This window comes from Enterobacter sp. FB, assembly GCF_000805795.1.
GTDB lineage: Bacteria > Pseudomonadota > Gammaproteobacteria > Enterobacterales > Enterobacteriaceae > Enterobacter > Enterobacter roggenkampii.
Genome location: NZ_JSZC01000013.1, coordinates 2,174,002 through 2,198,773, shown reverse-complemented (window position 1 = coordinate 2,198,773; position 24,772 = coordinate 2,174,002). Strand labels below are relative to the sequence as shown.

Annotated in this window: 25 protein-coding genes, 1 tRNA gene, 1 pseudogene and 1 other annotated feature; of the genes and pseudogenes, 14 read left to right on the top strand and 13 right to left on the bottom strand. The window is 51.8% G+C overall.

Translation table 11 applies throughout. The annotated features are described in order from the left end of the window. The first annotated feature begins 2 nt into the window (after positions 1–2). From PI91_RS17585 to PI91_RS17560, 6 genes are all read left to right on the top strand, one after another. On the top strand, positions 3–857 hold the full coding sequence (locus tag PI91_RS17585) for an NAD(P)-dependent oxidoreductase (protein WP_039266709.1): 855 nt from the start codon (positions 3–5) through the stop codon (positions 855–857). Beyond that, positions 829–1,749, top strand: a complete 921-nt coding sequence (locus PI91_RS17580; protein ID WP_157841593.1) for a glycosyltransferase family 2 protein — start codon at positions 829–831, stop codon at positions 1,747–1,749. The genes PI91_RS17585 and PI91_RS17580 overlap by 29 nt, the downstream gene beginning before the upstream one ends. Continuing rightward, positions 1,746–2,519 carry a glycosyltransferase family 2 protein gene (locus PI91_RS17575; protein WP_039266707.1) on the top strand — a complete coding sequence of 258 codons (774 nt, stop codon included), beginning with the start codon at positions 1,746–1,748 and terminating at the stop codon, positions 2,517–2,519. The genes PI91_RS17580 and PI91_RS17575 overlap by 4 nt, the downstream gene beginning before the upstream one ends. A 240-nt stretch (positions 2,520–2,759) precedes the next feature. Continuing rightward, positions 2,760–4,166, top strand: coding sequence for an NADP-dependent phosphogluconate dehydrogenase (gndA, locus tag PI91_RS17570; protein ID WP_039266706.1), 1,407 nt, complete (start codon positions 2,760–2,762; stop codon positions 4,164–4,166). Between the two features lie 231 nt (positions 4,167–4,397). Next, positions 4,398–5,564, top strand: coding sequence for a UDP-glucose 6-dehydrogenase (gene ugd, locus PI91_RS17565; protein WP_039266705.1), 1,167 nt, complete (start codon positions 4,398–4,400; stop codon positions 5,562–5,564). A gap of 185 nt (positions 5,565–5,749) precedes the next feature. Beyond that, complete coding sequence (locus tag PI91_RS17560; RefSeq protein ID WP_039266704.1) at positions 5,750–6,823, top strand: acyltransferase; 1,074 nt, start codon at positions 5,750–5,752, stop codon at positions 6,821–6,823. 259 nt (positions 6,824–7,082) lie between these two features. Here the strand turns inward: PI91_RS17560 and PI91_RS17555 are convergent, their stop codons facing one another. The 10 genes and pseudogenes from PI91_RS17555 to hisL form a co-directional block, all read right to left on the bottom strand. Beyond that, entirely contained in the window at positions 7,083–8,087 is a 1,005-nt protein-coding gene (locus PI91_RS17555) for an NAD-dependent epimerase (RefSeq protein ID WP_039266703.1), read from the bottom strand. Between the two features lie 141 nt (positions 8,088–8,228). Beyond that, a complete protein-coding gene (gene hisIE / locus PI91_RS17550; protein ID WP_039266702.1) occupies positions 8,229–8,840 on the bottom strand; it encodes a bifunctional phosphoribosyl-AMP cyclohydrolase/phosphoribosyl-ATP diphosphatase HisIE in 612 nt (203 codons plus the stop codon). Then, positions 8,834–9,610: an imidazole glycerol phosphate synthase subunit HisF gene (hisF, locus tag PI91_RS17545; RefSeq protein ID WP_021241435.1), complete on the bottom strand. Its 777-nt coding sequence runs from the start codon at positions 9,608–9,610 to the stop codon at positions 8,834–8,836. The genes hisIE and hisF overlap by 7 nt, the downstream gene beginning before the upstream one ends. After that, on the bottom strand, positions 9,592–10,329 hold the full coding sequence (gene hisA / locus PI91_RS17540; protein ID WP_039266701.1) for a 1-(5-phosphoribosyl)-5-[(5-phosphoribosylamino)methylideneamino]imidazole-4-carboxamide isomerase: 738 nt from the start codon (positions 10,327–10,329) through the stop codon (positions 9,592–9,594). The genes hisF and hisA overlap by 19 nt, the downstream gene beginning before the upstream one ends. Continuing rightward, positions 10,329–10,918, bottom strand: a pseudogene (gene hisH / locus PI91_RS17535) (imidazole glycerol phosphate synthase subunit HisH). The gene hisA and the pseudogene hisH overlap by 1 nt, the downstream one beginning before the upstream one ends. Further along, positions 10,918–11,985, bottom strand: coding sequence for a bifunctional histidinol-phosphatase/imidazoleglycerol-phosphate dehydratase HisB (gene hisB / locus PI91_RS17530; RefSeq protein WP_023344483.1), 1,068 nt, complete (start codon positions 11,983–11,985; stop codon positions 10,918–10,920). The pseudogene hisH and the gene hisB overlap by 1 nt, the downstream one beginning before the upstream one ends. Further along, entirely contained in the window at positions 11,982–13,043 is a 1,062-nt protein-coding gene (hisC, locus tag PI91_RS17525) for a histidinol-phosphate transaminase (RefSeq protein ID WP_023325608.1), read from the bottom strand. The genes hisB and hisC overlap by 4 nt, the downstream gene beginning before the upstream one ends. Continuing rightward, positions 13,040–14,344, bottom strand: a complete 1,305-nt coding sequence (gene hisD / locus PI91_RS17520) for a histidinol dehydrogenase (protein ID WP_039266951.1) — start codon at positions 14,342–14,344, stop codon at positions 13,040–13,042. The genes hisC and hisD overlap by 4 nt, the downstream gene beginning before the upstream one ends. 5 nt (positions 14,345–14,349) lie before the next feature. After that, complete coding sequence (gene hisG, locus PI91_RS17515; RefSeq protein ID WP_000886595.1) at positions 14,350–15,249, bottom strand: ATP phosphoribosyltransferase; 900 nt, start codon at positions 15,247–15,249, stop codon at positions 14,350–14,352. A gap of 45 nt (positions 15,250–15,294) precedes the next feature. Beyond that, positions 15,295–15,418: a sequence feature (His leader region), on the bottom strand. Continuing rightward, on the bottom strand, positions 15,394–15,438 hold the full coding sequence (hisL, locus tag PI91_RS25820; RefSeq protein ID WP_106367020.1) for a his operon leader peptide: 45 nt from the start codon (positions 15,436–15,438) through the stop codon (positions 15,394–15,396). (Overlaps the previous feature by 25 nt.) Positions 15,439–15,613: 175 nt before the next feature. On the opposite strand from hisL, the gene PI91_RS17510 reads away from it, so the two are divergent. The 4 genes from PI91_RS17510 (at position 15,614) to plaP (ending at position 19,039) form a co-directional block, all read left to right on the top strand. Beyond that, positions 15,614–16,438 (top strand): SDR family oxidoreductase, encoded by an 825-nt coding sequence (locus tag PI91_RS17510; protein WP_023344481.1) that lies wholly within the window; start codon positions 15,614–15,616, stop codon positions 16,436–16,438. Between the two features lie 41 nt (positions 16,439–16,479). Beyond that, positions 16,480–17,409, top strand: a complete 930-nt coding sequence (locus tag PI91_RS17505) for a LysR substrate-binding domain-containing protein (protein WP_021241428.1) — start codon at positions 16,480–16,482, stop codon at positions 17,407–17,409. A 219-nt stretch (positions 17,410–17,628) separates the two neighbouring features. After that, positions 17,629–17,691: a membrane protein YoeI gene (gene yoeI, locus PI91_RS25815; protein ID WP_099458931.1), complete on the top strand. Its 63-nt coding sequence runs from the start codon at positions 17,629–17,631 to the stop codon at positions 17,689–17,691. Continuing rightward, entirely contained in the window at positions 17,681–19,039 is a 1,359-nt protein-coding gene (plaP, locus tag PI91_RS17500; protein ID WP_008499462.1) for a putrescine/proton symporter PlaP, read from the top strand. The genes yoeI and plaP overlap by 11 nt, the downstream gene beginning before the upstream one ends. A 122-nt stretch (positions 19,040–19,161) precedes the next feature. Here the strand turns inward: plaP and sbcB are convergent, their stop codons facing one another. Beyond that, positions 19,162–20,598, bottom strand: a complete 1,437-nt coding sequence (sbcB, locus tag PI91_RS17495; protein WP_369750702.1) for an exodeoxyribonuclease I — start codon at positions 20,596–20,598, stop codon at positions 19,162–19,164. A 198-nt stretch (positions 20,599–20,796) separates the two neighbouring features. On the opposite strand from sbcB, the gene dacD reads away from it, so the two are divergent. From dacD to PI91_RS17475, 4 genes are all read left to right on the top strand, one after another. After that, positions 20,797–21,963 (top strand): serine-type D-Ala-D-Ala carboxypeptidase DacD, encoded by a 1,167-nt coding sequence (gene dacD / locus PI91_RS17490; RefSeq protein ID WP_008499464.1) that lies wholly within the window; start codon positions 20,797–20,799, stop codon positions 21,961–21,963. Between the two features lie 119 nt (positions 21,964–22,082). Further along, on the top strand, positions 22,083–22,556 hold the full coding sequence (gene sbmC / locus PI91_RS17485; RefSeq protein WP_008499465.1) for a DNA gyrase inhibitor SbmC: 474 nt from the start codon (positions 22,083–22,085) through the stop codon (positions 22,554–22,556). Between the two features lie 92 nt (positions 22,557–22,648). Beyond that, positions 22,649–23,707: an FUSC family protein gene (locus PI91_RS17480; RefSeq protein WP_008499466.1), complete on the top strand. Its 1,059-nt coding sequence runs from the start codon at positions 22,649–22,651 to the stop codon at positions 23,705–23,707. A 158-nt stretch (positions 23,708–23,865) separates the two neighbouring features. Next, complete coding sequence (locus PI91_RS17475) at positions 23,866–24,201, top strand: DUF496 family protein (RefSeq protein ID WP_008499467.1); 336 nt, start codon at positions 23,866–23,868, stop codon at positions 24,199–24,201. A 47-nt stretch (positions 24,202–24,248) separates the two neighbouring features. Here the strand turns inward: PI91_RS17475 and PI91_RS17470 are convergent, their stop codons facing one another. Together PI91_RS17470 and PI91_RS17465 are read right to left on the bottom strand one after the other, a co-directional pair. Further along, on the bottom strand, positions 24,249–24,584 hold the full coding sequence (locus tag PI91_RS17470) for a gamma-glutamylcyclotransferase family protein (protein ID WP_039266700.1): 336 nt from the start codon (positions 24,582–24,584) through the stop codon (positions 24,249–24,251). A 53-nt stretch (positions 24,585–24,637) separates the two neighbouring features. Continuing rightward, positions 24,638–24,713, bottom strand: a tRNA-Asn gene (locus tag PI91_RS17465). Positions 24,714–24,772 lie beyond the last annotated feature (59 nt).

Genomic DNA, 24,772 nt, shown 5'->3' with positions numbered 1-24,772 from the left:
TTATGAAAATTGCTGTTACTGGTGCTGGTGGTTACATAGGTAAACATGTCGTGAAAGCATTGACTTCAATGCATCACGATGTTGTCGCAATAACATATCCCGGTTCAAGAAATACGATTACATCGGAAGTTATTGAAATGGATATTTTAGATGCGAGTGATGACAAAATCATTGAAGTTTTCTCTGACTTTGATGCTGTGCTTCATCTAGCCTGGAGTGCTGGTTTTAACCATCACGACCAGGGTCATATCGCTAATGTTATGAACCACTATCGATTTTTAAAAGCCTTGATTAGCGCTGGTGTACAAAATATTTCAGTGGCCGGAACCATGCATGAAATAGGTTATCATGTTGGGGAGATTACTGAAAAGACGGCTTGTAATCCTAGTAACCCTTATGGAATCGCGAAAAATTTCTTACGTCAGATCTGCACTTATGAAATGGAAAAGGCCGGAATTTCATTAAAATGGCTGCGTATGTATTACATAACTGGTGATGACAGAAACAGTAATTCAATTTTCTCAAAAATAATGGCTGCAGAAGATGCCGGTAAAGAAACTTTCCCACTTAATAGTGGAGAAATGCTGTATGATTTTATCGACGTTGAATGCCTTGCAAAACAAATCGCGACAGCGACTATCCAGACAGAGGTTGCTGGAGTGATTAACTGCAGTAGCGGCAAACCGAAAAGTTTACGTACAGCAGTAGAAGAGTTTATAGAACAGCATAGACTCAAAATTAAACCAGTTTATAATGTATTCCCAGCTCGTGCCTATGACTCTCCAGCTATCTGGGGTAATAGTAATAAAATTGAGCAAATCATGGCAAATGGTTGCACTGATGACAAGCAGGGATAATTCTCAGCCACACAAGGTTATAGCAATTGTTGTAACCTTTAATCCTGTAACAACCAATCTATCGTCACTGGTCTCTCAGTTAGAGACACAATCCTATCGAACTATTATCGTCGACAATGGTAGTGAAAATATTGAGGATATTTCCAGGCTACAGGCTTCCTGCTCTAACGTTGAGCTTTTGTCCCTTTCTGATAATATTGGTATTGCCGCTGCTCAAAACAAAGGTATCCGCCATGCTCTAACTCTTGGCGGAGATTTTACATTATTCTTTGATCAAGATAGCAGTATAGCTGAAGATTTTGTCAGCAAAATGGTCGAAGATTTTGTATCTCTTAAGCAGAGTTACAAAATTGCTGCTCTCGGACCAACACTGCAGGATAGCCGCTATAAAAAAATATATCCTGTAATTAGAATGTCCAGGCATGGCTTACGCACTAAAATCATTCCCGATATAACATCATCTAAACCTGTTGAAGTGTCATGTATTATTGCCTCAGGATGTCTTGTCGATAATAAGGTTTTATTGTTAGACAACCTTATGGACGATTCACTTTTCATTGATTATGTTGATACTGAATGGTGTTTAAGAGTTATTAGCCATGGTTTTAAAATCTTTATTACTCCAAATGTCATTATGCAGCATGAAATAGGTGATGCTCATATTGAAATGTTGGGGTTTGTTATTCCTGTTCACTCTGCATGGCGTCGTTATTATCGAGTCAGGAATGGTGTTTTTATGTTGAAAATGCCTCACATTCCAAAGCTATTAGCTATTCGGGAAATTGTTTTTTCTTTTGTGCATCAAATGATTTTACTTTTTAAAAGTAAAAACATTGAATACCTGAAGGTATATTTCCGTGCAATGTCAGATGCAGTCAGAAAATTATTATGATACACATAATAGTAGTAAGTCATTTTCATGATGATTATATCAAGTCATTAATTAATAAAATTAATGAATCTGAGTTTGATGCGAGCTCTCTATTTAGAATATACATAAAAGATAATGTAAATAGCCTGGGGTTGCGAGAGTTTTGCGCGAGCGAAAAGATTTGTTATATTCCATCTCTTGAGCGTTCGGGGTTTTCACGCAATAACAATCATGCTGTTGCAAAGATAATTGAAGATTATTGCGTTGACGTTCAGGAAGATTATTTCTTATTTCTCAATCCAGACGTATTGGTCGATGCTGACACGCTTAAACAATTAAGTGGAATACTTGCATGCCAAAAATATGATCTCTTTACAGCTGATCTCTACAAAGATCAGAATTTGACTGTACGAGATCCCTCAGTCAGACATTTTCCCAAATTAGTTAACTTCTTTACTTCGTATTTTCTTGGTTATAATAAAAGTATAATAGATCGCTCTGATATTAACACTCATCAGGTTGTTGACTGGTGCGCCGGTTCTTTTTTAGGGATGAAATGCTCGGTTTTTAATCAAATCAATGGGTTCGATGAGCAATTTTTTATGTACTGTGAAGATATTGACATTTGCATCAGAGCAAAAAATGCAGGTTATAAATTAGTCTACCTTCCTGAATTAAAAGTAGTACATTTTAGTCAAAATGATAATAGAACATTGTTTAGCAAACATTTTCTATGGCATCTGAAAAGCGTTATGTACATGTTTCGTAAACATGTTTTAAAAGTTTGCTGAAATTGAAGGCGATCGGAGAACGTGTAAATTGCAATTAATTCAGATGGTAATTCAGTATGCCCCGCTGCGTAACATTTTTTGGTCTGAAATGTTTTCCGAAATGTGCACTTAAGGTTAAACAGATGGGACAAGAAGTTTACATGGCTACTGTTCATCGCAATAAATTTTAAGTTAACATGTTTACACTTTGTATCGCCGGGAAGAATCCGCTGGCGTATCCACACCTGACAGGAGTACGTAATGTCCAAACAACAAATCGGTGTTGTCGGTATGGCTGTTATGGGGCGCAATCTGGCGCTCAACATCGAAAGCCGTGGCTATACCGTTTCCGTTTTCAACCGTTCCCGTGATAAGACCGAAGAAGTGATTGCCGAGAACCCAGGCAAGAAACTGGTTCCTTTCTATACGGTGAAAGAGTTCGTTGAGTCTCTGGAAACGCCTCGTCGTATCCTGTTAATGGTGAAAGCAGGTGCAGGTACCGATGCTGCTATCGACTCCCTGAAGCCTTACCTCGAAAAAGGCGACATCATCATTGATGGCGGTAACACCTTCTTCCAGGACACCATTCGTCGTAATCGTGAACTGTCTGCTGAAGGCTTCAACTTCATCGGCACCGGTGTTTCCGGTGGTGAAGAGGGCGCGCTGAAAGGCCCATCTATCATGCCTGGCGGCCAGAAAGATGCATACGAACTGGTTGCACCTATCCTGACCAAAATCGCAGCCGTGGCTGAAGATGGTGAGCCTTGCGTAACCTATATCGGTGCGGACGGTGCAGGTCACTATGTGAAAATGGTGCACAACGGCATCGAATACGGCGATATGCAGCTGATCGCGGAAGCATACTCTCTGCTGAAAGGCGGCCTGAACCTCACCAATGAAGAGCTGGCGGAAACCTTCACCGAGTGGAACAAAGGCGAGCTGAACAGCTACCTGATCGACATCACCAAAGATATCTTCACGAAGAAAGATGAAGAGGGTAAATACCTGGTTGATGTGATTCTGGATGAAGCAGCGAACAAAGGCACCGGCAAATGGACCAGCCAGAGTTCTCTGGATCTGGGCGAACCGCTGTCTCTGATCACCGAATCTGTCTTCGCGCGTTACATCTCTTCTCTGAAAGAGCAGCGCGTTGCGGCATCTAAAGTGTTGTCAGGCCCGCAGGCTAAACCAGCAGGTGATAAAGCGGAGTTCGTTGAGAAAGTGCGTCGTGCACTGTACCTGGGGAAAATCGTTTCTTACGCGCAAGGCTTCTCTCAGCTGCGTGCGGCATCAGACGAGAATAACTGGGATCTGAACTATGGTGAAATCGCGAAGATCTTCCGCGCGGGCTGCATCATTCGTGCGCAGTTCCTGCAGAAAATCACCGATGCCTATGCTGAAAACGCCGGTATCGCCAACCTGCTGCTGGCACCGTACTTTAAGAAAATTGCGGACGAATACCAGCAGGCGCTGCGTGACGTGGTTGCCTACGCTGTGCAGAACGGTATCCCGGTTCCGACCTTCTCTGCTGCAGTAGCCTACTACGACAGCTACCGTGCGGCCGTACTGCCTGCTAACCTGATTCAGGCACAGCGTGACTACTTCGGCGCACATACTTACAAGCGTACTGATAAAGAAGGTGTGTTCCACACGGAATGGCTGGATTAATCTGATTTAACCTCAGGTTGTATGCAAGCCCGGAGATATTCTCCGGGTTTTTTTTACATCAAAATAATCACCAAATGTTCGAAGTAGTCTGAATGTTGTCTCGAGACGTGCTAATCCTCTGGCTTCGCCTTGACAGTCCCACAAGGCAGGAGGTAAAAAGCCCAACAGTCATTGGTTATCATGATGGTCCTCGGGTCATCTTATCAGTTCACTTACAGAAGTTACTCGCAAATGAAAATAACTATTTCCGGTACAGGTTATGTAGGTCTCTCCAACGGTATTCTTATTGCTCAGAATCACGAAGTGGTCGCGCTAGATATCGTTCAGGCCAAAGTGGACATGCTCAATAAGAAGCAGTCCCCGATTGTAGATAAAGAGATTGAAGAGTATCTGGCAACGAAGCCGTTAAACTTCCGCGCAACGACTGACAAGCGTGATGCTTACGTGGGGGCAGAATATGTGATTATCGCCACCCCTACAGATTACGATCCCAAAACCAACTATTTTAATACCTCAAGCGTTGAGTCGGTCATCCGTGATGTCATTGAGTTCAATCCAGATGCGGTCATGATCATTAAATCCACCATTCCGGTTGGTTTTACCCAGTCGGTTAAAGAGAAGTACGGTATCGATAACGTTATTTTCTCGCCAGAATTCTTGCGTGAAGGTCGCGCACTTTACGATAACCTGCATCCATCACGAATCGTGATTGGCGAACGCTCTGAGCGTGCAGAGCGCTTTGCGGCACTGTTGCAGGAGGGGGCGACGAAAAAAGATATTCCGACGCTCTTTACCGACTCAACAGAAGCGGAAGCCATCAAGCTCTTTGCCAACACCTATCTGGCAATGCGTGTTGCTTACTTCAATGAACTGGACAGCTATGCTGAGAGCCTTGGACTTAACAGTCGTCAGATCATCGAAGGTGTTTGCCTCGATCCACGAATTGGTAACCATTATAACAATCCCTCTTTTGGCTACGGCGGTTACTGTCTGCCTAAAGATACTAAGCAGCTACTGGCAAACTATCACTCCGTTCCAAACAATATTATCTCGGCGATTGTGGACGCCAACCGCACACGTAAAGATTTCGTGGCGGACTCCATTCTTTCCCGTCAGCCAAAAGTGGTGGGCGTCTATCGTCTGATTATGAAAAGTGGATCCGACAACTTCCGCGCTTCATCCATTCAGGGGATCATGAAGCGTATCAAGGCCAAGGGTGTACAGGTCATTATTTATGAACCTGTCATGCAGGAGGACGAGTTCTTCCATTCGCGCGTTGTGCGGGATCTGGATGCATTCAAGCAAGAAGCCGATGTAATCATTTCTAACCGCATGGCTGAAGAACTGGCGGATGTTGCAGATAAAGTCTACACGCGCGATTTATTTGGTAGCGACTGATTGAACATTCTGGCACCCCAACCTATGGTGGTGCCAGTTTGAGCTGTCTATTTATAATTATGCGCATCGTTCCTACCTAAGTGATTTCTCATATCGAATGTCCATTGAATTGCTGATATTTATTCAATAGTATTACATTCGCTATCTATATTTCTGTTTTTGAAATGACCACTGGAATATGATAAATGAACAATAATAATGTAACATCTTCAAATATGCGTCTATTTGCGCCAGATTTCATAAGAGTGATATCTTTTTTTATGATCGTATTGTTCCATTATAATGTGGAAATATATTATAACTACCCCGGTTTTTTAAAGCTCGGTGAATTGTCCTATTTCGGACAGACAATGGGTGATGTTGGTATTTCTATGTTTATCATTATTTCCGGGTTGTCTTTGGTTATCAGCACCAAAGACAATAATGACTATGTTCTTTTTCTGAAAAAAAGAGTGCTTGCAATATTCCCATCGTTTTGGATAAGTTATTTAATTGTTGCCGCACTTATGCTAACTATCAAAGGCAGTTTTGTTGGAGATGGGCATTATTGGAAATTCATTCTCTCAATAATTGGTCTTGATGGCTTTTTTCTTTATCGGATGCAGAACTATTATCTGGTGGGGGAATGGTATACAGGTTATATGATTATCACATATCTATTCTTTCCTGTGCTGTATGAAGCTATCAAGAAAACGCCAGTAATGGCATGGGGAGTCGTGTCAGCTATATTTTTTGCTGTTGGACTTAACTATCAAAAACTGTTCTCTGTTTATATTAATTGTAATCCTCTTATGCGGTTGCCAGATTTTTTATTTGGCATGAGCTATGCTTATTTTATTTTAAAGAACAAAAAAAATCGTCTCTATGCAATGTTAGCAGGAATGTTAGCCTTAGCTATTGCAGTTCCTGCTCGTGAAAGCATAATGCCGCAACTGTACATGTTAATTTTTGGTGTTTCTTTATTTTCAATAGCTGTTTATTTGATTGAGTTTTTGGGAAGTATAGACTGGCTCAGAATCATTACCAGTTATTTTGCAAAACATGCATTCGTTGCATTTTTATTTCATCATCAGATTCTCTATTTTGCCATGAGTAAAATTGGCGGGCGTATTTCTTCAGAGCTTGAGTCTTTGTGTGTGTTTTTATTTATACTTTTCTCAAGTGTTGTTATGGCAATATTGACGGAGCCCTTAGTCAGGATCTTAACTAAAAAAATGAGAGCTATCTTGTTACCTTCTGTTTCGACTTCCAGTCGGTAATTATACTCATGAAGACGCATCCGGGGAAACGGATGCGTCTTCTACGTTGTTTATTAGAATTTTGATAGTAAGTTGTCTTATTTTTAAATACCCAGAAATAAAAATACTGCAACCGCGACAAAGCTATCAGGAATGACTTCTGATATATAATTAAAACATGCTGATGCTGGCTGTGTTATATTATTAACCCAAAATGAAAAAATCCACCTTTAAAAAGGTGGATAGAGGGGGGGTTTAAATATTATGCCTGTGTATAGTTTTAAAGCTTATAAAAAGCCCGATACCAGTCCACAAAATTCTTCACGCCTTCCTTCACCGACGTCTGCGGCTTAAAGCCAATGACGTCATACAGCGCCGTGGTATCCGCGCTCGTTTCCAGCACGTCACCAGGTTGAACAGGCATCATATTTTTCTCTGCTTCTTTGCCTAACGCCTCTTCCAGCGCGGTGATGTAATCCATCAGCTCCACGGGCGCACTGTTGCCAATGTTGTAAACGCGATACGGGGCAGAGCTGGTCGCCGGGGACCCTGTTTCAACGGTCCAGTTCGCATCGGCCTGAGGGATAACGTCCTGCAGACGGATTATGGCTTCGGCAATATCATCGATATAGGTAAAATCGCGCTTCATCTTGCCGTAGTTGTAAACGTCGATGCTTTTACCTTCGATCATCGCCTTGGTAAATTTGAACAGCGCCATATCAGGTCGGCCCCATGGCCCATACACGGTGAAAAAGCGCAGGCCGGTTGTCGGCAGATTGTACAAATGAGAGTAGGTGTGCGACATCAGTTCGTTGGATTTTTTCGTCGCGGCATACAAGGAAACCGGGTGATCAACCGAGTCATCGGTGGAGAACGGCATCTTCCGGTTCAGGCCGTAAACAGAGCTGGAAGAAGCATACAGTAAATGCTGCACCTTATTGTGTCGGCAGCCTTCCAGTACGTTGAGATGGCCAATAAGGTTTGATTGCGCGTAAGCGTGCGGATTTTCAAGAGAGTAACGTACGCCAGCCTGCGCGGCGAGGTGGATCACGCGGTCAAATTTCTCAGTAGCAAACAGCGAGGCCATCCCTTCGCGATCCGCCAGATCCAGCTTATGGAAAGTGAAATTGTCGGACGTAAGCAGATCCAGTCGTGCTTGCTTCAGATTGACATCGTAATAGTCATTAAGGTTATCAATTCCTACAACCTGATGTCCTGCCTGCAACAGGCGCTCGCTGACGTGGAAACCGATAAAGCCGGCAGCGCCGGTGACCAGAAATTTCATCTTCAACCTCAATGTTAAATGAGTAACTCTTAACGCATAAATCGTGCGTTACACTATCGGCTGATGATACCCGCTCGCGGAAGGAATGATAACTGCTTTATTACAGGAAAAGGGGAGGCGAGTGCTCCCCCGGTAGGGTGTTTATTTATGTCTTTTACGTAAATTCTCAATCACCGCCGTCAAATCCAGCGCCTGATCCTGCAGCAGCACCAGCAGGTGATACATCAAGTCAGACGCTTCGTTCGTCAGCTCCTCGCGGTCATGCACGGTCGCGGCCAGCGCTGTCTCAACGCCTTCTTCACCCACCTTCTGTGCAATACGCTTGGTTCCGCTGGCGTACAGCTTCGCGGTATAAGAACTCTCCGGATCCGCCGTTTTACGCTCCGCCAGCAGCTGCTCCAGTTGGTACAGGAACAGCCACTGGTGACTCGCCTCTCCAAAGCAGCTGCTGGTGCCCTTATGGCAGGTCGGACCGATGGGGTTTGCCAGTACCAGCAGGGTGTCGTTATCGCAGTCCGGCGTAATGCTTACTACATTCAGGAAATGGCCCGAGGTTTCGCCTTTGGTCCACAGGCGCTCTTTCGTGCGGGAGTAAAACGTCACTTTGCCACTGTCGATCGTTTTCGCCAGCGCGTCCTGGTTCATATAGCCCAGCATCAGCACTTCGCCTGAGACGGCATGCTGGACAACCACCGGCAGTAATCCGTCCGTTTTTTTCCAGTCCAGCTGCGCCTGTTGTTGCTCTGTTAACATACCCTGATCTCCACGCCCTGGTCGGCCAGGTACGTTTTTAACTCACCAATATTAATAATCTGTTTGTGGAACACGGAAGCGGCCAGCGCGCCGTCCACGTTCGCATCGCGGAAGGCTTCGAGGAAATGTTCCATGGTGCCCGCGCCGCCGGAGGCAATCAGCGGAACGTGGCAGACCTCACGAACTTTTTTCAGCTGTTCGAGGTCATACCCGTTACGCACGCCGTCCTGGTTCATCATGTTGAGGACAATCTCGCCCGCGCCACGCTTCTGCACTTCCTGCACCCAGTCGAGCGTTTCCCACTGCGTCACGCGCGTGCGGCTTTCATCCCCCGTGTACTGGTTGACGTGATACTTGCCCGTTGCGGCGTCATACCAGGTGTCGATCCCAACCACAATACACTGCACGCCAAAACGATCGGCGAGGCGGGTAATGAGCTCCGGGTCGGCCAGGGCAGGGGAGTTGATGGAAATCTTGTCGGCACCAAACGAGAGAATTTTGGCGGCGTCGTCGGCGGATTTAATCCCACCCGCCACGCAGAACGGAATATCGATCACTTCCGCCACGCGCGCCACCCAGCTTTTGTCCACCACGCGTCCATCGCTGGAGGCGGTAATATCGTAGAACACCAACTCGTCTGCGCCTTCATCGGCATAGCGTTTTGCCAGCGGAACGATGTCGCCAATGATCTCGTGGTTGCGGAACTGCACGCCTTTCACGACCTGGCCGTCACGCACGTCCAGGCAAGGGATTATCCGTTTTGCCAGCATTGAATCGCCTCCGTCACCGTAAATTTACCTTCCAGCAGGGCCCGGCCCACAATCACGCCCTTCACGCCGGTTCCGCGCAGCGCAGCGATATCGGCTAAGTCACCGATGCCGCCAGATGACTGGAACGCCACCTGTGGATAACGGGCGCAAACTTCTTCATATAAAGAAACGTTGGAACCCGCCAGCGTGCCGTCACGGGAGATATCCGTGCACAGCACGTGCTTAAGGCCAACGGGCAGATACATCTCGACCAGCGCCTCCAGCGTCACGCCGGAGTTTTCCTGCCAGCCGCTGACCGCCACCTGCTTATTACCCTGTTCGTCAATGCGCACGTCCAGCGCCAGTACCAGCGCGTCGGCGCCAAAGCGGCGCAACCAGCCCTTAACCGTCTCAGGATCTTTGACGGCGGTTGAACCGACCACCACGCGCGCCACGCCCGCATCCAGCAGCGCGGCAACGTCATCTTCCGTACGCACGCCGCCGCCAACCTGTACCGGCACATCAATACCGGCAACCAGATTTTTAAGCAGAGGGATCTGGCGTTTTGCCGGGTCTTTCGCGCCCGTTAAATCCACCAGATGCAGCACCTGTGCACCCTGAGCGGCATAATCCTGCAGACGTGGCAGCGGGTCGTTTCCGTAGTCTCGCTGCTGTCCGTAATCGCCCTGATGAAGACGGACAACCGTGCCGTCAATTAAATCTAACGCGGGAATAATCATCACATCTCCAGGAAGTTTTTCAGCAGTTGCGCGCCCGCGGCGCCCGAGCGCTCCGGTGAAACTGTACGCCGAAGAAATTGTCTTTCTGTACGGCCGCGGTAAACGCCTCGCCGTAAGTGCACTGGGCGATGGTATTGACGTTCACCGGCATGGCGTAGCTGTGCACAAAGTAAAAGTACGCGCCGTCTTCAATGCCGCGAAATAGCCGGTCGCCCGCTTTGGCGTACACGCGGTTCCAGCCCATATGCGGCAGAGGCAGACCGTGGTCGGTCATCTTCGGCACGTCTTCGTCGATAATGCCCAGCAGGTCAACGCCGTTGCTCTCTTCGCTTCGACGGCCCAGGATCTGCATACCCAGGCAAATGCCCAGCACCGGTTGGGTACAGGCTTTGATCAGATCGACCAGCTCGCGCTCGCGAATCTGATCCATCGCCGCCTGCGCAGTGCCCACGCCCGGCAGAAATAACTTGTCGGCACGCAGCACCACGTCCGGGTCACGGCTGACCACCGGTTCGTAGCCGTGGCGGGTGATGGCCGACTTTACGGAGTTCAGGTTGGCGCATCCGGTATCCAGAATCACCACGTTCATTACAGCACTCCTTTTGATGAGGGCAGGGCGTCGCCTTCCACGCGAATTGCCTGGCGCAGCGTGCGGCCGAAGGCCTTGAAGAGACTCTCCACGCGGTGGTGGTCGTTCTTGCCTTTGGTCTTGAGGTGCAGCGTCAGGCCCATGGTGTAGGACAATGAACGGAAGAAGTGCTCCACCATTTCGGTGCTCAGATCGCCCACGCGCTGGTAATTGAAGTCTGCTTTGTATTCCAGGTGCGGACGACCGGAGATATCCATCGCGCAGCGCGCCAGACACTCGTCCATCGGCAGGACAAAGCCAAAACGGTTGATACCGCGTTTATCACCGAGCGCCAGCTTAAGGGCTTCACCCAGCGCCAGGCCGGTATCTTCCACGGTGTGGTGATCGTCAATATAGAGGTCGCCTTTTACCGCGATCTCCATGCGGAAACCGCCGTGGGTGGCAATCTGGTCCAGCATGTGGTCGAAGAAACCCACGCCGGTGTGGATCTTGCTGCCGCCTTCGCGGTCCAGCCAGACCTTCACATCAATTTGCGTCTCTTTGGTGTTGCGTTCAACGTGCGAGTAGCGGTCACGTTTTGTCAGCTGTTCGCCAATCATCGCCCAGTTAAGGTTGTTGCGGTCGTAGCGCAGCCCCGCGATGCCCATGTTCTCCGCCAGCGTAATATCGGTGATGCGATCGCCGATGACATAGCTGTTGGTCTTATCCAGCACATCCTCCGCCAGATAGCGCTCGACCAGCTTCACCTTTGGCTTCCGGCAGTCGCACTCGTCGGCTGGCATGTGCGGGCAAATCAGCACTTCATCGAACACCACGCCCTGCGAGGTCAGCACCTGCATCATCAGATTATGCGGGCCGTCAAAGTCTGCCTGCGGGAAGCTGTCGGTACCCAGACCGTCCTGGTTGGTGATCATCACCAGCTTGTACCCGGCTTTTTGCAGCTTAAGCAGCACCGGGATCACGTCAGGTTCAAACGCCAGCTTGTCGAATCGGTCGACCTGAAAATCAGCTGGTGGCTCCGAAATAAGGGTGCCGTCACGATCGATGAAAAGGATCTTCTGGGTCATACTTTCTCCGCTTTCAGGGCGTCAATCACGCGCTGGCTCTCTGCACGGGTGCCGACGGTAATGCGCAGGCATCCGCTCAGAGAAGGTTGTTTATTCTGGTCTCGTAAGATAATGCCCTGATCCCATAAAGATTTAAATACGGCACTGGAAGCGGTAAAGCGCACCAGGATGTAGTTGGTTTCCGAGTCGAACACCTGCTCCACGCACGGGATATCCTTCAGGGCGGTCACCAGGTACTGACGTTCCTCCAGGATTTGCGCCACGCGCTCGCGCATCGCGTTAATCCCCTGAGGCGTCAGCGCCTGTGCCGCAATATCGGCAACCGGCGTCGAGAGGGGGTACGGGGCGATCACCTTCAGCAGCAGGTCGATGACCTCTTTATTTGCCAGCGTGAATCCGCAGCGCAGACCCGCGAGAGCAAAGGCTTTTGACAGCGTACGCAGTACCACCAGGTGCGGGTACTCTTCCAGCCAGCCAGCCAGCGTCGCCTGCGGGCAGAACTCGATGTAGGCTTCGTCCGCGACCACCAGGGCTTTTCCGCGCGTCATCTCCAGTAGGGTACGGATATCCTGCGGGTTAATAATCTGCCCGGTCGGGTTGTTCGGGCTGCAAACAAACACCACTTTTACGCCTTCGAGATTGTCGGCAATCCCCTGCAGATCCAGCTGCCAGTTCTCCAGTGAGAGCACGTTGCGGCACGCCACCCCGAAGGTTTCCGCGCTGACGCTGTACATGCCGTAGGTCGGCTGGCAGTACATCACCGCGTCTTTGCCCGGCTCGCAGAAGGCGCGGATCAGCAGTTCAATGCCCTCATCTGCGCCGCGACTGACCAGCACCTGCTCTGGCTTCACGCCAGCGTACTGCGCGTAGTTCTCAATAACCGCCTTCGGCTGACACTCCGGATAGCGGTTCAGCGTTTGCTGCGACAGCTCAAACTGCACCGCCGTGGGATATTCGTTGGCGTTCAGCCAGACATCCCCTTTACCGCCCAGACGACGCGCAGACTGATAGGGCGTCAGGCGACGGACATTTTCGCGGGCTAATTCTTCAATGTTCATGCTTGCTCCTTCAGGGCTGCAACGCGCAGCGTAACGGCGTTTTTGTGAGCGGTCAGGCGCTCGGCGGCGGCCAGGGTTTCAATGGTGGACGCCAGCGAGGCAAACCCTTCACGGGAGAGCTCCTGCACGGTCATGCGTTTCTGGAAATCCGCCAGCCCCAGGCTGGAACAGGTTGAGGTATAGCCATACGTTGGCAGCACGTGGTTGGTGCCGGAGGCGTAATCGCCCGCGGATTCCGGTGACCAGTCGCCGAGGAACACCGAGCCCGCGCTGGTAATGCTGTCGACCAGATCGCGCGCATTTCGGGTCTGAATAATCAGGTGCTCCGGACCGTACTGGTTAGAAATGGTAATGCACTGCTCGAGATCGCGCGCTACAATCAGTCGGCTGGCCGCTAACGCCTGGCGTGCTGTGTCGGCGCGGGGCAGGTCGGCAAGCTGACGCTCCACGGCTTCACCCACGCGTTTCGCCATATCGGCATCCGGCGTCAGCAGGATGACCTGCGAGTCCGGGCCGTGTTCCGCCTGAGAAAGCAGGTCGGACGCGACGAAATCCGGCGTGGCGCCGCTGTCGGCAATCACCAGCACCTCAGACGGGCCGGCAGGCATATCGATGGCCGCGCCGTCCAGACGCTGGCTGACCTGACGCTTAGCCTCGGTCACATACGCATTGCCCGGGCCAAAGATTTTGTCGACCTTGGGAATGGATTCCGTGCCGAATGCCAGGGCGGATATCGCCTGCGCGCCGCCCACTTTATAGACCGCCTGCACGCCGCACAGCTTCGCCGCGTAAAGGATCTCGTCGGCAATCGGGGGCGGTGAGCACAGCACCACTTTCTGACACCCGGCAATGCGTGCGGGAGTCGCCAGCATTAGCACGGTGGAGAAAAGCGGGGCAGAGCCGCCGGGAATATAGAGGCCGACGGACGCAACCGGGCGCGTGACCTGCTGGCAACGCACGCCGGGCAGGGTTTCGACATCCACGGTCTGCAGCTTTTGCGCGGTGTGGAAGGTATCAATGTTTTTCACCGCGACGGCCATCGCCTGCTTGATGTCATCCCCCAGGCGATTGCTGGCATCGATGATTTCCTGCTCGGTAACCTCTAATGCGCCGACGTCCGTCTTATCAAACTTCGCGCTGTATTCACGCAACGCGTCATCGCCGCGGGCTTTGACGTTATCCAGGATCTCCGCCACGGTGCGCGAGATGCTTTCAGAGGCGGAAATCGCCGGGCGCATCAGCAGCTCGCGCTGCTGTGCGTCGCTACAGGTATTCCAGTCGATGATTGTGTTAAAGCTCATGGCCATTACTCCATCATCTTCTCAATCGGCAGCACCAGGATGGAGCTTGCGCCCAGCGCCTTCAGTTTTTCCATGGTTTCCCAGAACAGGGTTTCGCTGCTCACCATGTGCATCGCCACGCGCTGCTGATCGCCTGCCAGCGGCAGGATGGTTGGGCGCTCGGCGCCCGGCAGCAGGGCAATCACTTCATCCAGACGCTCGGTTGGGGCATGCATCATGATGTATTTGGATTCACGCGCCTGAATCACGCCCTGAATACGGGTCAGCAGCTTGTCGATCAGCTGCTGCTTAGCGTCGGCCATCTCTCCGTCACGCTGGATCAGGCACGCTTTGGAGCGGTAGATCACCTCCACTTCGCGCAGACCGTTCGCTTCCAGCGTCGCGCCGGTAGAGACCAGGTCACAGATGGCGTCCGCCAGACCCGCACGCGGCGCCACTTCAACAGAACCGTTCAGCAGACAGGATTTAAACTGCACGCCTTTCTGATCCAGATAGCGCTTTAACAGGTGAGGGTAGGAAGTGGCGATACGTTTGCCGTTCAGCGCGGCCGGGCCGTCCCACGCTTCATCAACCGGCGTTGCCAGCGACAGGCGGCAGCCGCCGAAGTCCAGACGACGCAGGGTGAAGTAACGCGGGTCTTCGCCCTGCGCGCGGCGGGTCAGCAGCTCTTCTTCCAGCACGTTTTCACCGATGATGCCGAGGTCAACGACGCCATCCATGACCAGGCCGGGAATATCGTCATCACGCACGCGCAGAATGTCGATGGGCATGTTTTCAGCCAGAGCAATCAGGCGCTGGGTGTGCAGGTTAATTTTAATCCCGCAGCGGGCCAGCAGTTCGCGTGAATCGTCACTTAAACGGCCTGATTTTTGAATAGCTATGCGTAAACGTGAGTTATCTAACATTCTTTATTCCTCGTTAACCTGTTTTAACCTGTCTGAATTCGGTCCAAAAAAAAGCCCCCGGAAGAAGATCTTCCGGGGGCTTTTTCATGCGTTCATGCACCACTGGAAGATCCAAACGTCTTCCAGCACACATCGCCTGAAAGACTAGTCAGGATGATGGTGATGGTGTTTAAATTGAACGCGTGTCATATAAATTCTCGATGAATGCTTATTCATTTGATGTCTTTTAACCTAAACCAGTTGTGCGACATATTGCAAGGGCTTTTTTTGATCATTAATTCATTTCATATTGATGCTATGAATTGTGTGTTCTGCCGGGCTGGCGTAGCCTTATGAAAGACGAGTGAGAGTCAGGAGAATTCGCATGAAAAAGGTCGCGATTGTCGGTTTAGGATGGCTGGGAATGCCGCTGGCGATGTCATTAGCCGCGAAAGGCTGGCAGGTGACCGGGAGCAAGACCACCCGAGATGGGGTCGAAGCGGCGCGCATGTGCGGTATTGAGGGCGTTGAACTGCGTCTGGAGCCGGAACTGGTGTGTGATGCGGACGATCTGGACACGCTGATGAACGTCGATGCGCTGGTGATTACGCTACCCGCGCGGCGCAGCGGCCCGGGTGAATCATTTTATCTGCAGGCGATGCAGGAGATAGTCGACAGCGCGCTGGCGCATCACGTACCGCGCATTGTTTTCACCAGCTCGACGTCGGTCTATGGCGATGCTGAAGGCGTAGTGAAAGAGACCTCCGAGCGCCGTCCCGTTACCGCGAGCGGTCAGGTCCTGAAAGAGCTGGAAGACTGGCTACACAATCTTCCCGGCACGCAGGTCGATATCGTTCGTCTGGCGGGGCTGGTGGGCCCTGGCCGCCATCCGGGACGCTTCTTTGCCGGAAAGACTGCGCCAGACGGCCAGCATGGCGTGAATCTTGTCCATCTTGAGGATGTTATTGGCGCAATTGAGCTACTCTTACAGGCTCCGAAAGGCGGACACATCTATAATATATGTGCACCGACTCATCCGGCGCGCAGCACCTTTTACCCGCTGATGGCACGTCAGCTGGGCCTGGCTCCGCCGGTCTTTGGTGAGGCAAAAGATGGCAGTAAAGGCAAAATTGTTGATGGCAATCGCATTTGTCATGAGCTGGGGTTTGAGTATCAGTATCCCGATCCGCTGGTGATGCCCATGGAATAAGTCCCGCAGCGGAGACGATCGCACACCAGAAGGGGGCGAGCATGAAACCGCTGCTGGATGTTCTTATTATTCTGGATGCACTGGAAAAAGAGGGGAGCTTTGCGGCAGCCTCGGCGAAGCTCTACAAAACCCCATCTGCCTTGAGCTATACCGTTCAAAAACTGGAAAGCGATCTCAATATTCAGATCCTCGATCGCTCCGGGCACCGCGCACGCTTTACCCGCACCGGACAGATGCTGCTGGAAAAAGGCCGCGAAGTCCTCCATACCGTTCGTGAACTCGAAAAACAGGCCGTCAAACTGCATCAGGGATGGGAAAACGAGCTGGTGATTGGGGTGGATGACACCTTTCCGTTTTCTCTCCTGACGCCGCTGATTGAAATGTTTTACCAACATCACAGCGTCACCCGGCTTATTTTCATCAACGGCGTGCTGGGCGGTTCCTGGGATGCCTTAACCCAGGGCAGGGCGGACATTTTTGTCGGTGCATTGCATGAGCCTCCCCAACTCAGTGAATTTGGTTTTGCCCGCCTTGGCGTGCTGGAGCAGGTATTTGCCGTGGCGCCTCATCATCCGCTGGCTCAGGAGCCCGAGCCGCTTAACCGCCGCGTGATTAAAGGCTACCGCGCGATTGTAGTGGGTGACAGCTCTCGCCCGGAATGTGCGGTCTCCTCGCAACTGCTTGATGAGCAGGAAGCGATTACCGTTTTCGACTTTAAAACCAAGCTTGAGCTGCAAATTAGCGGTCTTGGCTGCGGCTATTTACCCCGCTATCTGGCGCAGCGCTTTATTGACAGCGGTGCGCTTGTTGAAAAACAGGTACTTGCTCAAAACAGCCATGAATCGGTGTGGGTGGGCTGGAATGAACAGACCGCCGGGCTGGCGAGTGCCTGGTGGCGGGACGAAATTTTAGCAAATAGTGCTATCGCTGCTGTATATGCTCAGGGCAGCGTCGAGAAATCAGCCAGTTAGAAAAAAGAAAATTACCCGGTGCGTTGCAAAGTATTGCCTTTTGTATCCGATGTGGGGCAAAATGCCGCCGCTGCAACCAAATGAATAATCGACGATATAAAAGGCGTCGGTTATTTTTTTTTGCATGTACGAAACGAAACTAAAAACCAAGAGGCCGGGCTTCGTACCGGATAGATATTTACTAAAATCCGACAGTTGTTGTCGCTGAGGAAGAAAGAAATGGGGCAATTTTTCGCTTACGTGGCGGTTATCACCGTAAAGGAGAATAACTATGTCGCATAACGCAACTCCAAACACCTCTCGCGTGGAATTACGTAAAACGCTTACGTTGATTCCGGTTGTTATGATGGGCCTGGCCTATATGCAACCGATGACGCTGTTTGATACATTCGGTATCGTATCAGGCCTCACAGACGGTCATGTGCCAACGGCATATGGCTTCGCGCTGATTGCGATCCTCTTTACCGCGCTGAGCTACGGTAAACTGGTGCGTCGCTACCCGTCTGCGGGTTCCGCCTACACGTATGCCCAGAAATCCATCAGCCCGACGGTTGGCTTTATGGTGGGCTGGTCTTCGCTGCTCGACTATCTGTTCGCGCCGATGATCAACATTCTGCTGGCAAAAATCTATTTTGAAGCGCTGGTGCCGTCGATTCCCTCGTGGATGTTCGTCGTGGCGCTGGTCGCCTTTATGACGGCCTTTAACCTGCGCAGCATCAAGTCTGTCGCCAACTTTAACTCCGTTATCGTTGTGCTTCAGGTTGTCCTGATTGCGGTTATTCTTGGCATGGTGATTTACGGCGTATTCCACGGCGAAGGCGCGGGCACCCTGGCGAGCAGCAAGCCGTTCTGGTCTGGTGATGCGCATGTGATCCCGATGATTACCGGGGCAACCATTCTGTGCTTCTCCTTTACCGGTTTTGACGGGATCAGCAACCTGTCTGAAGAAACCAAAGATGCAGAGCGCGTGATTCCTCGTGCCATCTTCCTGACGGCGCTGATTGGCGGTCTGATCTTTATTTTCTCGACCTATTTCCTGCAGCTCTACTTCCCGGATATCTCTCGCTTCAAGGATCCGGATGCGTCTCAGCCGGAAATTATGCTGTACGTGGCGGGTAAAGCGTTCCAGGTCGGCGCGCTGATCTTCTCCACCATCACCGTACTGGCGTCCGGTATGGCCGCGCATGCAGGCGTTGCGCGTCTGATGTACGTAATGGGCCGCGATGGCGTATTCCCGAAAAGCTTCTTCGGCTACGTGCATCCAACCTGGCGTACCCCGGCGATGAACATTATCCTGGTCGGTGCGATCGCGCTTCTGGCGATTAACTTTGACCTGGTGATGGCAACGGCGCTGATTAACTTCGGTGCGCTGGTGGCGTTCACCTTTGTTAACCTGTCGGTTATCTCTCAGTTCTGGATCCGTGAAAAGCGTAACAAGACGCTGAAAGATCACTTCCAGTATCTGTTCCTGCCGATGTGCGGTGCCCTGACCGTGGGCGCGCTGTGGGTTAACCTGGAAGAGAGCTCAATGGTGCTTGGCCTGATTTGGGCGGGTATCGGTCTGGTTTACCTGGCCTGCGTCACGAAGAGCTTCCGTAACCCGGTTCCGCAGTACGAAGACGTCGCGTAAGACTGTGTCGGGTGGCGGCTATGCCTTACCCGACCTCCATAACCCATAGGCCCGCGTAAGCGCCGCGCCAACGGGCAAAAAAAAGCCGGAGACATCGCCTCCGGCTTTTTTATACCTATCGATCAAACTATCTCTTGCGCGTACTGGAACAGGGATTTCAGCAGCGCCTGTTTTTCAGCATTCCCTTCATACTGGCCGTAGAGCATCTCCAGCTCCTGTGCATAGCTGTGCAGGTACTCTGGCGTAAACACGTTGCGACGATGCTGCAGCCAGCGTTCCTGCTCGGCTTCATCCAGCGTGCCGGGGTAATTACGCGCGCGGTAGTTAAACATCAGCTTTTCGATGCGCTTATCGGCGAAGGTGATATCCAGCGCCGGTAAGTTACGCGGCTCTGTTTGCAGAACGATATTCATGGCCGCGCGATCGGCATCGCTGAAGAAACCGTTATAGAGTTGGGCGTCGACGTTTTCAGACGGCACGAACGGCTCGGCTTCAGCAAAAATGGCCACGACTTTCTCGCGCACCTGCGGATTTTCACGCAGCACTTTGAGATTATCGAGGCAGTGCTGGCGGTTAATGCCCAGCCTGTCAGCATCTTCCGGGCGCAGCGTATTCGCCTGCGCCAGGACCGGACATTTATTGATATGCACCAGTTTGACCGGCACCGCCGGCAGATCGCCGAGCTCGTTTTTCGGGGTATAAAGCCGTTCGCGCAGGGTATCGCTGTCGAGTTCGAGCAGCGGTGAAATATCGCCCGCCAGGTCCACCATGATGACCGCATTACGGTTGTCCGGATGCCAGGCCAGCGGCGCAACCCAGCTGGTATTGCCGCGCCAGGCGCCAAACATGCCGGAAATATGCACCAGGGGTTTCATCTGCGGTACGTCGATAAGGGTCATAAGCTTCTGCTTGCTGCGATGGCTCAGCAGATACTCAAACAGCCGGGGCTGTGCGCTTTTCACCAGCTTTGCCATGGCAATGGTGGCATAGACGTCCGCCATCGCGTCGTGGGCATTGCTGTGCTCGATACCGTTGGCGCGCGTCAGGTGTTCCAGCCGGAAGCTTGTCAGACCTTCCTCATTTTCCGGCCAGTGAATGCCCTCAGGACGCAGGGCGTAGCAGGCGCGCATGATGTCGAGTAAATCCCAGCGTGAATTGCGGTTCTGCCAGCTCCAGGCGTAGGGATCGTAGAAGTTGCGATAGAAGATGTTGCGCGTCACTTCGTCATCGAAGCGGATGTTGTTGTAACCGACCACGCAGGTATTGGGAACGGTAAACAGGTCGTGGATGCGTCGGGCGAATTCTGCCTCGTTAACGCCTTTTTCACGCGCTTCCTGCGGGGTGATCCCGGTGACCATCACCGCGCCGGGCTGCGGCAGGTAATCATCCGCCGGCTTGCAGTAAAAGACCTCTGGCTCGCCGATGATGTTGAATTCGTCGTCGGTACGGATGGCGGCAAACTGCGCCGGTCGGTCCAGCGCCGGATGCGTGCCAAAGGTTTCGTAGTCGTGGAACAAAAAAGTCGGGCGAGCGGCAGAGTCAGACACCAGTAATACCATCCTGTTAAAAAATGACGTCACTATGGTAAACGATCGTGCGGGTCAGACCGAATAAAAAGCACCGCCGCGTCGCAAATTTGCGCGCCAGCTTCAGAGAAAAATCTGCGTTCTGTCACATTTTTTTGCAATTAAGCCAGGTAACGACATCAGAACTCCCGTAAAAAGGTCATCGATTTTTAATGACCTGAGGATATACCGTTGAAACGCCGTCTGTTTATTGCTGTTTCTTTACTCGCTTCGAGTGTCTCATCTGCTTTTGCGGCCGAACCTCTGGATTTTTCGCCGCAGCCTCCGGCCATTCAGGCTGGCTCCTGGGTGCTGATGGATTACACGACTGGTCAGATTTTAACGGCGGGCAACGAACATCAACAACGTAATCCGGCGAGCCTGACCAAGCTGATGACGGGTTATGTGGTGGATCGGGCCATTGATAGCCACCGCATTACCCCGGATGACATCGTCACCGTAGGGCGCGATGCGTGGGCAAAAGGGAACCCGGTGTTTGACGGTTCATCGCTGATGTTCCTGAAGGAGGGCGATCGCGTCACCGTGCGCGATCTGAGCCGCGGCCTGATTGTCGATTCCGGCAACGACGCCTGCGTGGCGCTGGCCGATCACGTGGCGGGCGGGCAGCCGCAGTTCGTGAAGATGATGAACGACTATGTGCAGAAGCTGAACCTGCGTGATACCCACTTCGAAACCGTCCACGGGCTGGACGCGCCGGGCCAGCATAGCTCGGCGTATGACCTGGCCGTTCTCTCCCGGGCCATTATCCACGGTGAGCCCGAGTTTTATCATATGTACAGCGAAAAGAGTCTGACCTGGAACGGGATCACCCAGCAGAACCGTAACGGCCTGCTGTGGGATAAGACCATGAACGTAGACGGGCTGAAAACGGGGCATACCTCGGGGGCCGGCTTTAACCTGATTGCGTCCGCCGTTGACGGTCAGCGTCGTTTGATAGCCGTTGTAATGGGAGCGGACAGCCCGAAAGGGCGTGAGGACCAGGCCCGAAAACTGCTGCACTGGGGGCAGCAGAATTTCGATACGGTGCAGATCCTGCATAACGGAAAAAAAGTGGGAACGGAGCGCATCTGGTACGGCGACAAGGAGCAGGTAAAACTGGGCACCGACCAGGACTTCTGGCTGGCCTTGCCGAAAGCGGAGGTGCCCAATATCAAAGCCAAATACGTGCTGGATAAAAAAGAGCTGGAAGCGCCGATTGCCGCGCATCAGCGTGTCGGGGAGATCCAGCTTTACGATCGCGACAAGGTGGTAGCCCACTGGCCGCTGGTAACGCTGGAAGCCGTTGATAAAGGCGGCCTGTTCTCTCGTCTGAGCGATTATCTGCATCACACGCTTTAACCGCCGATGAGCAGACTGGCAGGGTTGCGAGTCTGCTCACATAATAAACACTCCTCGTTTGCTGATAATGATAATCCAGTTTTATAGTGTATAAATATACAGTGATAAGCGGAGGCAGCATGGACTACAGCATTACGCAGCAACAGAAACGTAAGATTGCCGGTTTTCATTTGGTCGGTCCGTGGGAACACACGGTAAAACAGGGCTTTGAACAGCTGGTCATGTGGGTCGACGGGCGTCACATTGAGCCGCTGGAGTGGGTGGCGGTCTACTACGATAACCCGGATGAAGTCCCGGCCGAAAAACTGCGCTGCGATACGGCCGTTACCGTACCGGACGATTTTGTGATCCCGGAAAACAGCGAAGGCGTCATGATGACGGAAATCGCGGGCGGTGATTATGCCGTGGCGACGGCGCGTGTGGAAAACTACGACTTTGCCACGCCGTGGTATCAGTTCTTCAATTCCCTGCTGCAGGACAATAAGTATCAGATGGCGCTCAAACCCTGCTTCGAGCGCTACCTGAATGATGGCAACGCGGACGGCTACTGGGATATTGAAATGTATATCGCGGTAGAGCACAAACCGGTTTAGGCCTGCTGAATAAAGGGTTTTTCAGCCGGGACCGTTCCGCCCGGCTGAAAACACAGTACAATTGTGATTTGCCGTGTAGCTGGAGAGCGGGTGTGCGTCCCGACAAATCATTAACCCCTTTTGAAATTCGGTTGTATAAACACTACCGTGTGGTGCACGGGTGTCGCATCGCGCTGGCATTCGTATTGACGTTTGTACTGGTCCGCTTGCTGGAGGTTCCGGAAGGGACGTGGCCGCTGATCACGCTGGTGGTGGTGATGGGGCCCATCTCGTTTTGGGGCAACGTTGTCCCGCGCGCCTTCGAGCGTATTGGCGGGACCGTGTTAGGTTCGGCCCTGGGGCTAATCGCCCTGAAGCTGGAGCTTATCTCGTTCCCGGTCATGCTGATATGGTGCGGTGCCGCCATGTTCCTGTGCGGCTGGCTGGCGTTGGGCAAGCGTCCTTATCAGGCGCTGCTGATTGGTATCACGCTTGCGGTGGTGGTCGGCGCACCCGCCGGCGATATGACCACGGCGCTGTGGCGAAGCGGGGATGTCATTCTGGGTTCACTGCTCGCCATGCTGTTTACCGGCATCTGGCCGCAGCGGGCTTTTCTGCACTGGCGTATCCAGATGGCCAACTATGTCACCGCGTTTAACCGCGTCTATCAGGCCGGTTTTTCCCCTAATCTGGTTGAACGCCCCCGGCTGGAAAAGCATCTGCAAACCATCCTCAACGACGTGGTCAAAATGCGCGGCCTGATCACGCCCGCCAGCAAAGAGACCCATATTCAGAAAGCGATTTTCGAAGCCATCCAGACGGTAAGCCGCAACCTGGTCTGCATGCTTGAACTGCAAATCAACGCGCACTGGGCCTCTCGCCCGAGCCATCTGTTGATGCTTAACGCGCAGACCCTCAAAGAGACCCAGCAGATGACGCAGCAAACGCTGTTGACCATCGCTCATGCGCTCTACGAAGGTAACCCGCAGCCGATACTGGCAAACAGCGAGCGGCTGAATGAGATCGTTGCGGAGCTGAAGCAGTTAATCAATGAGCGGCAGGGCGATAACGTGGCGGAAACGCCCATTCATGGCTATGTCTGGCTGAGTATGGAACTGGCGCGACAGCTTGAGCTGCTATCGCATCTGATTTGTCGAGCGCTGCGCAAATAAAACGCGGATGTGACGCCTGCTGCTTCGATTCAGCAGCAATTGGGGTTATGATAGGTTTAAACGATATACTCATTGTCATTCGCAGCCGCTGTCAGTAAGGTTATTGTTACAACGGTTGCTTTAACGAATCCGAATCTCACATTATCAGGGGTGTAAAAATGGAAACTACCAAGCCTTCGTTCCAGGATGTTCTGGAATTCGTCCGCCTGTTCCGCCGCAAAAACAAGCTGCAGCGTGAAATCCAGGACGTTGAGAAGAAGATCCGTGACAACCAGAAACGTGTTCTGCTGCTCGACAACCTGAGCGACTATATCAAGCCAGGCATGAGCGTTGAAGCTATTCAGGGCATCATCGCCAGCATGAAGAGCGACTATGAAGACCGTGTTGATGATTACATCATCAAAAATGCTGAACTGTCCAAAGAGCGTCGCGACATCTCTAAGAAGCTGAAAGTGATGGGCGAAATCAAAAACGGCGAAGCAAAAAGCGAGTAATCGCAGCGAATCGTGAAAAAGGCTCTCTGGTGACAGAGAGCCTTTTTTTATGACTCAGAATGTGGCTGTAGCTGATAAATCCAGGCTTGAACCTGCTTGCTTTCAGTGGTGGTCACCGTGACCTCAACCCGGTCATAGCCGTCTTCAAACTCATCCAGCATTTGCCAGTGTGCGGAAAGGTTATCAGAGATAAACAGATAGCCTTCGACGCGCGGTCCATCGGAGTGGAGGACAATCCCGGGAAAGTCCGCCGCCGCACCCCAGCCGCGCTCGTAGAACGTACCGGAGACGAAACCGGCCAGCCATTCACCGCCGATGTTTTCAAGGATATGCGCATTAGAATGGCCCGGGCGCAGCGTGCCGTAGACAAACAGAGCGTTCATTTTCCCTCATCCGCAAAGCAAAAAGCCTGCTTTAAAAGCAGGCTTTTTAAATTTGGCTCCTCTGACTGGACTCGAACCAGTGACATACGGATTAACAGTCCGCCGTTCTACCGACTGAACTACAGAGGAATCGTTGTGGAGGCTTATCTTAGCGGCGAAAAAACTTTTGTCAAACCTGATCTTAGGGA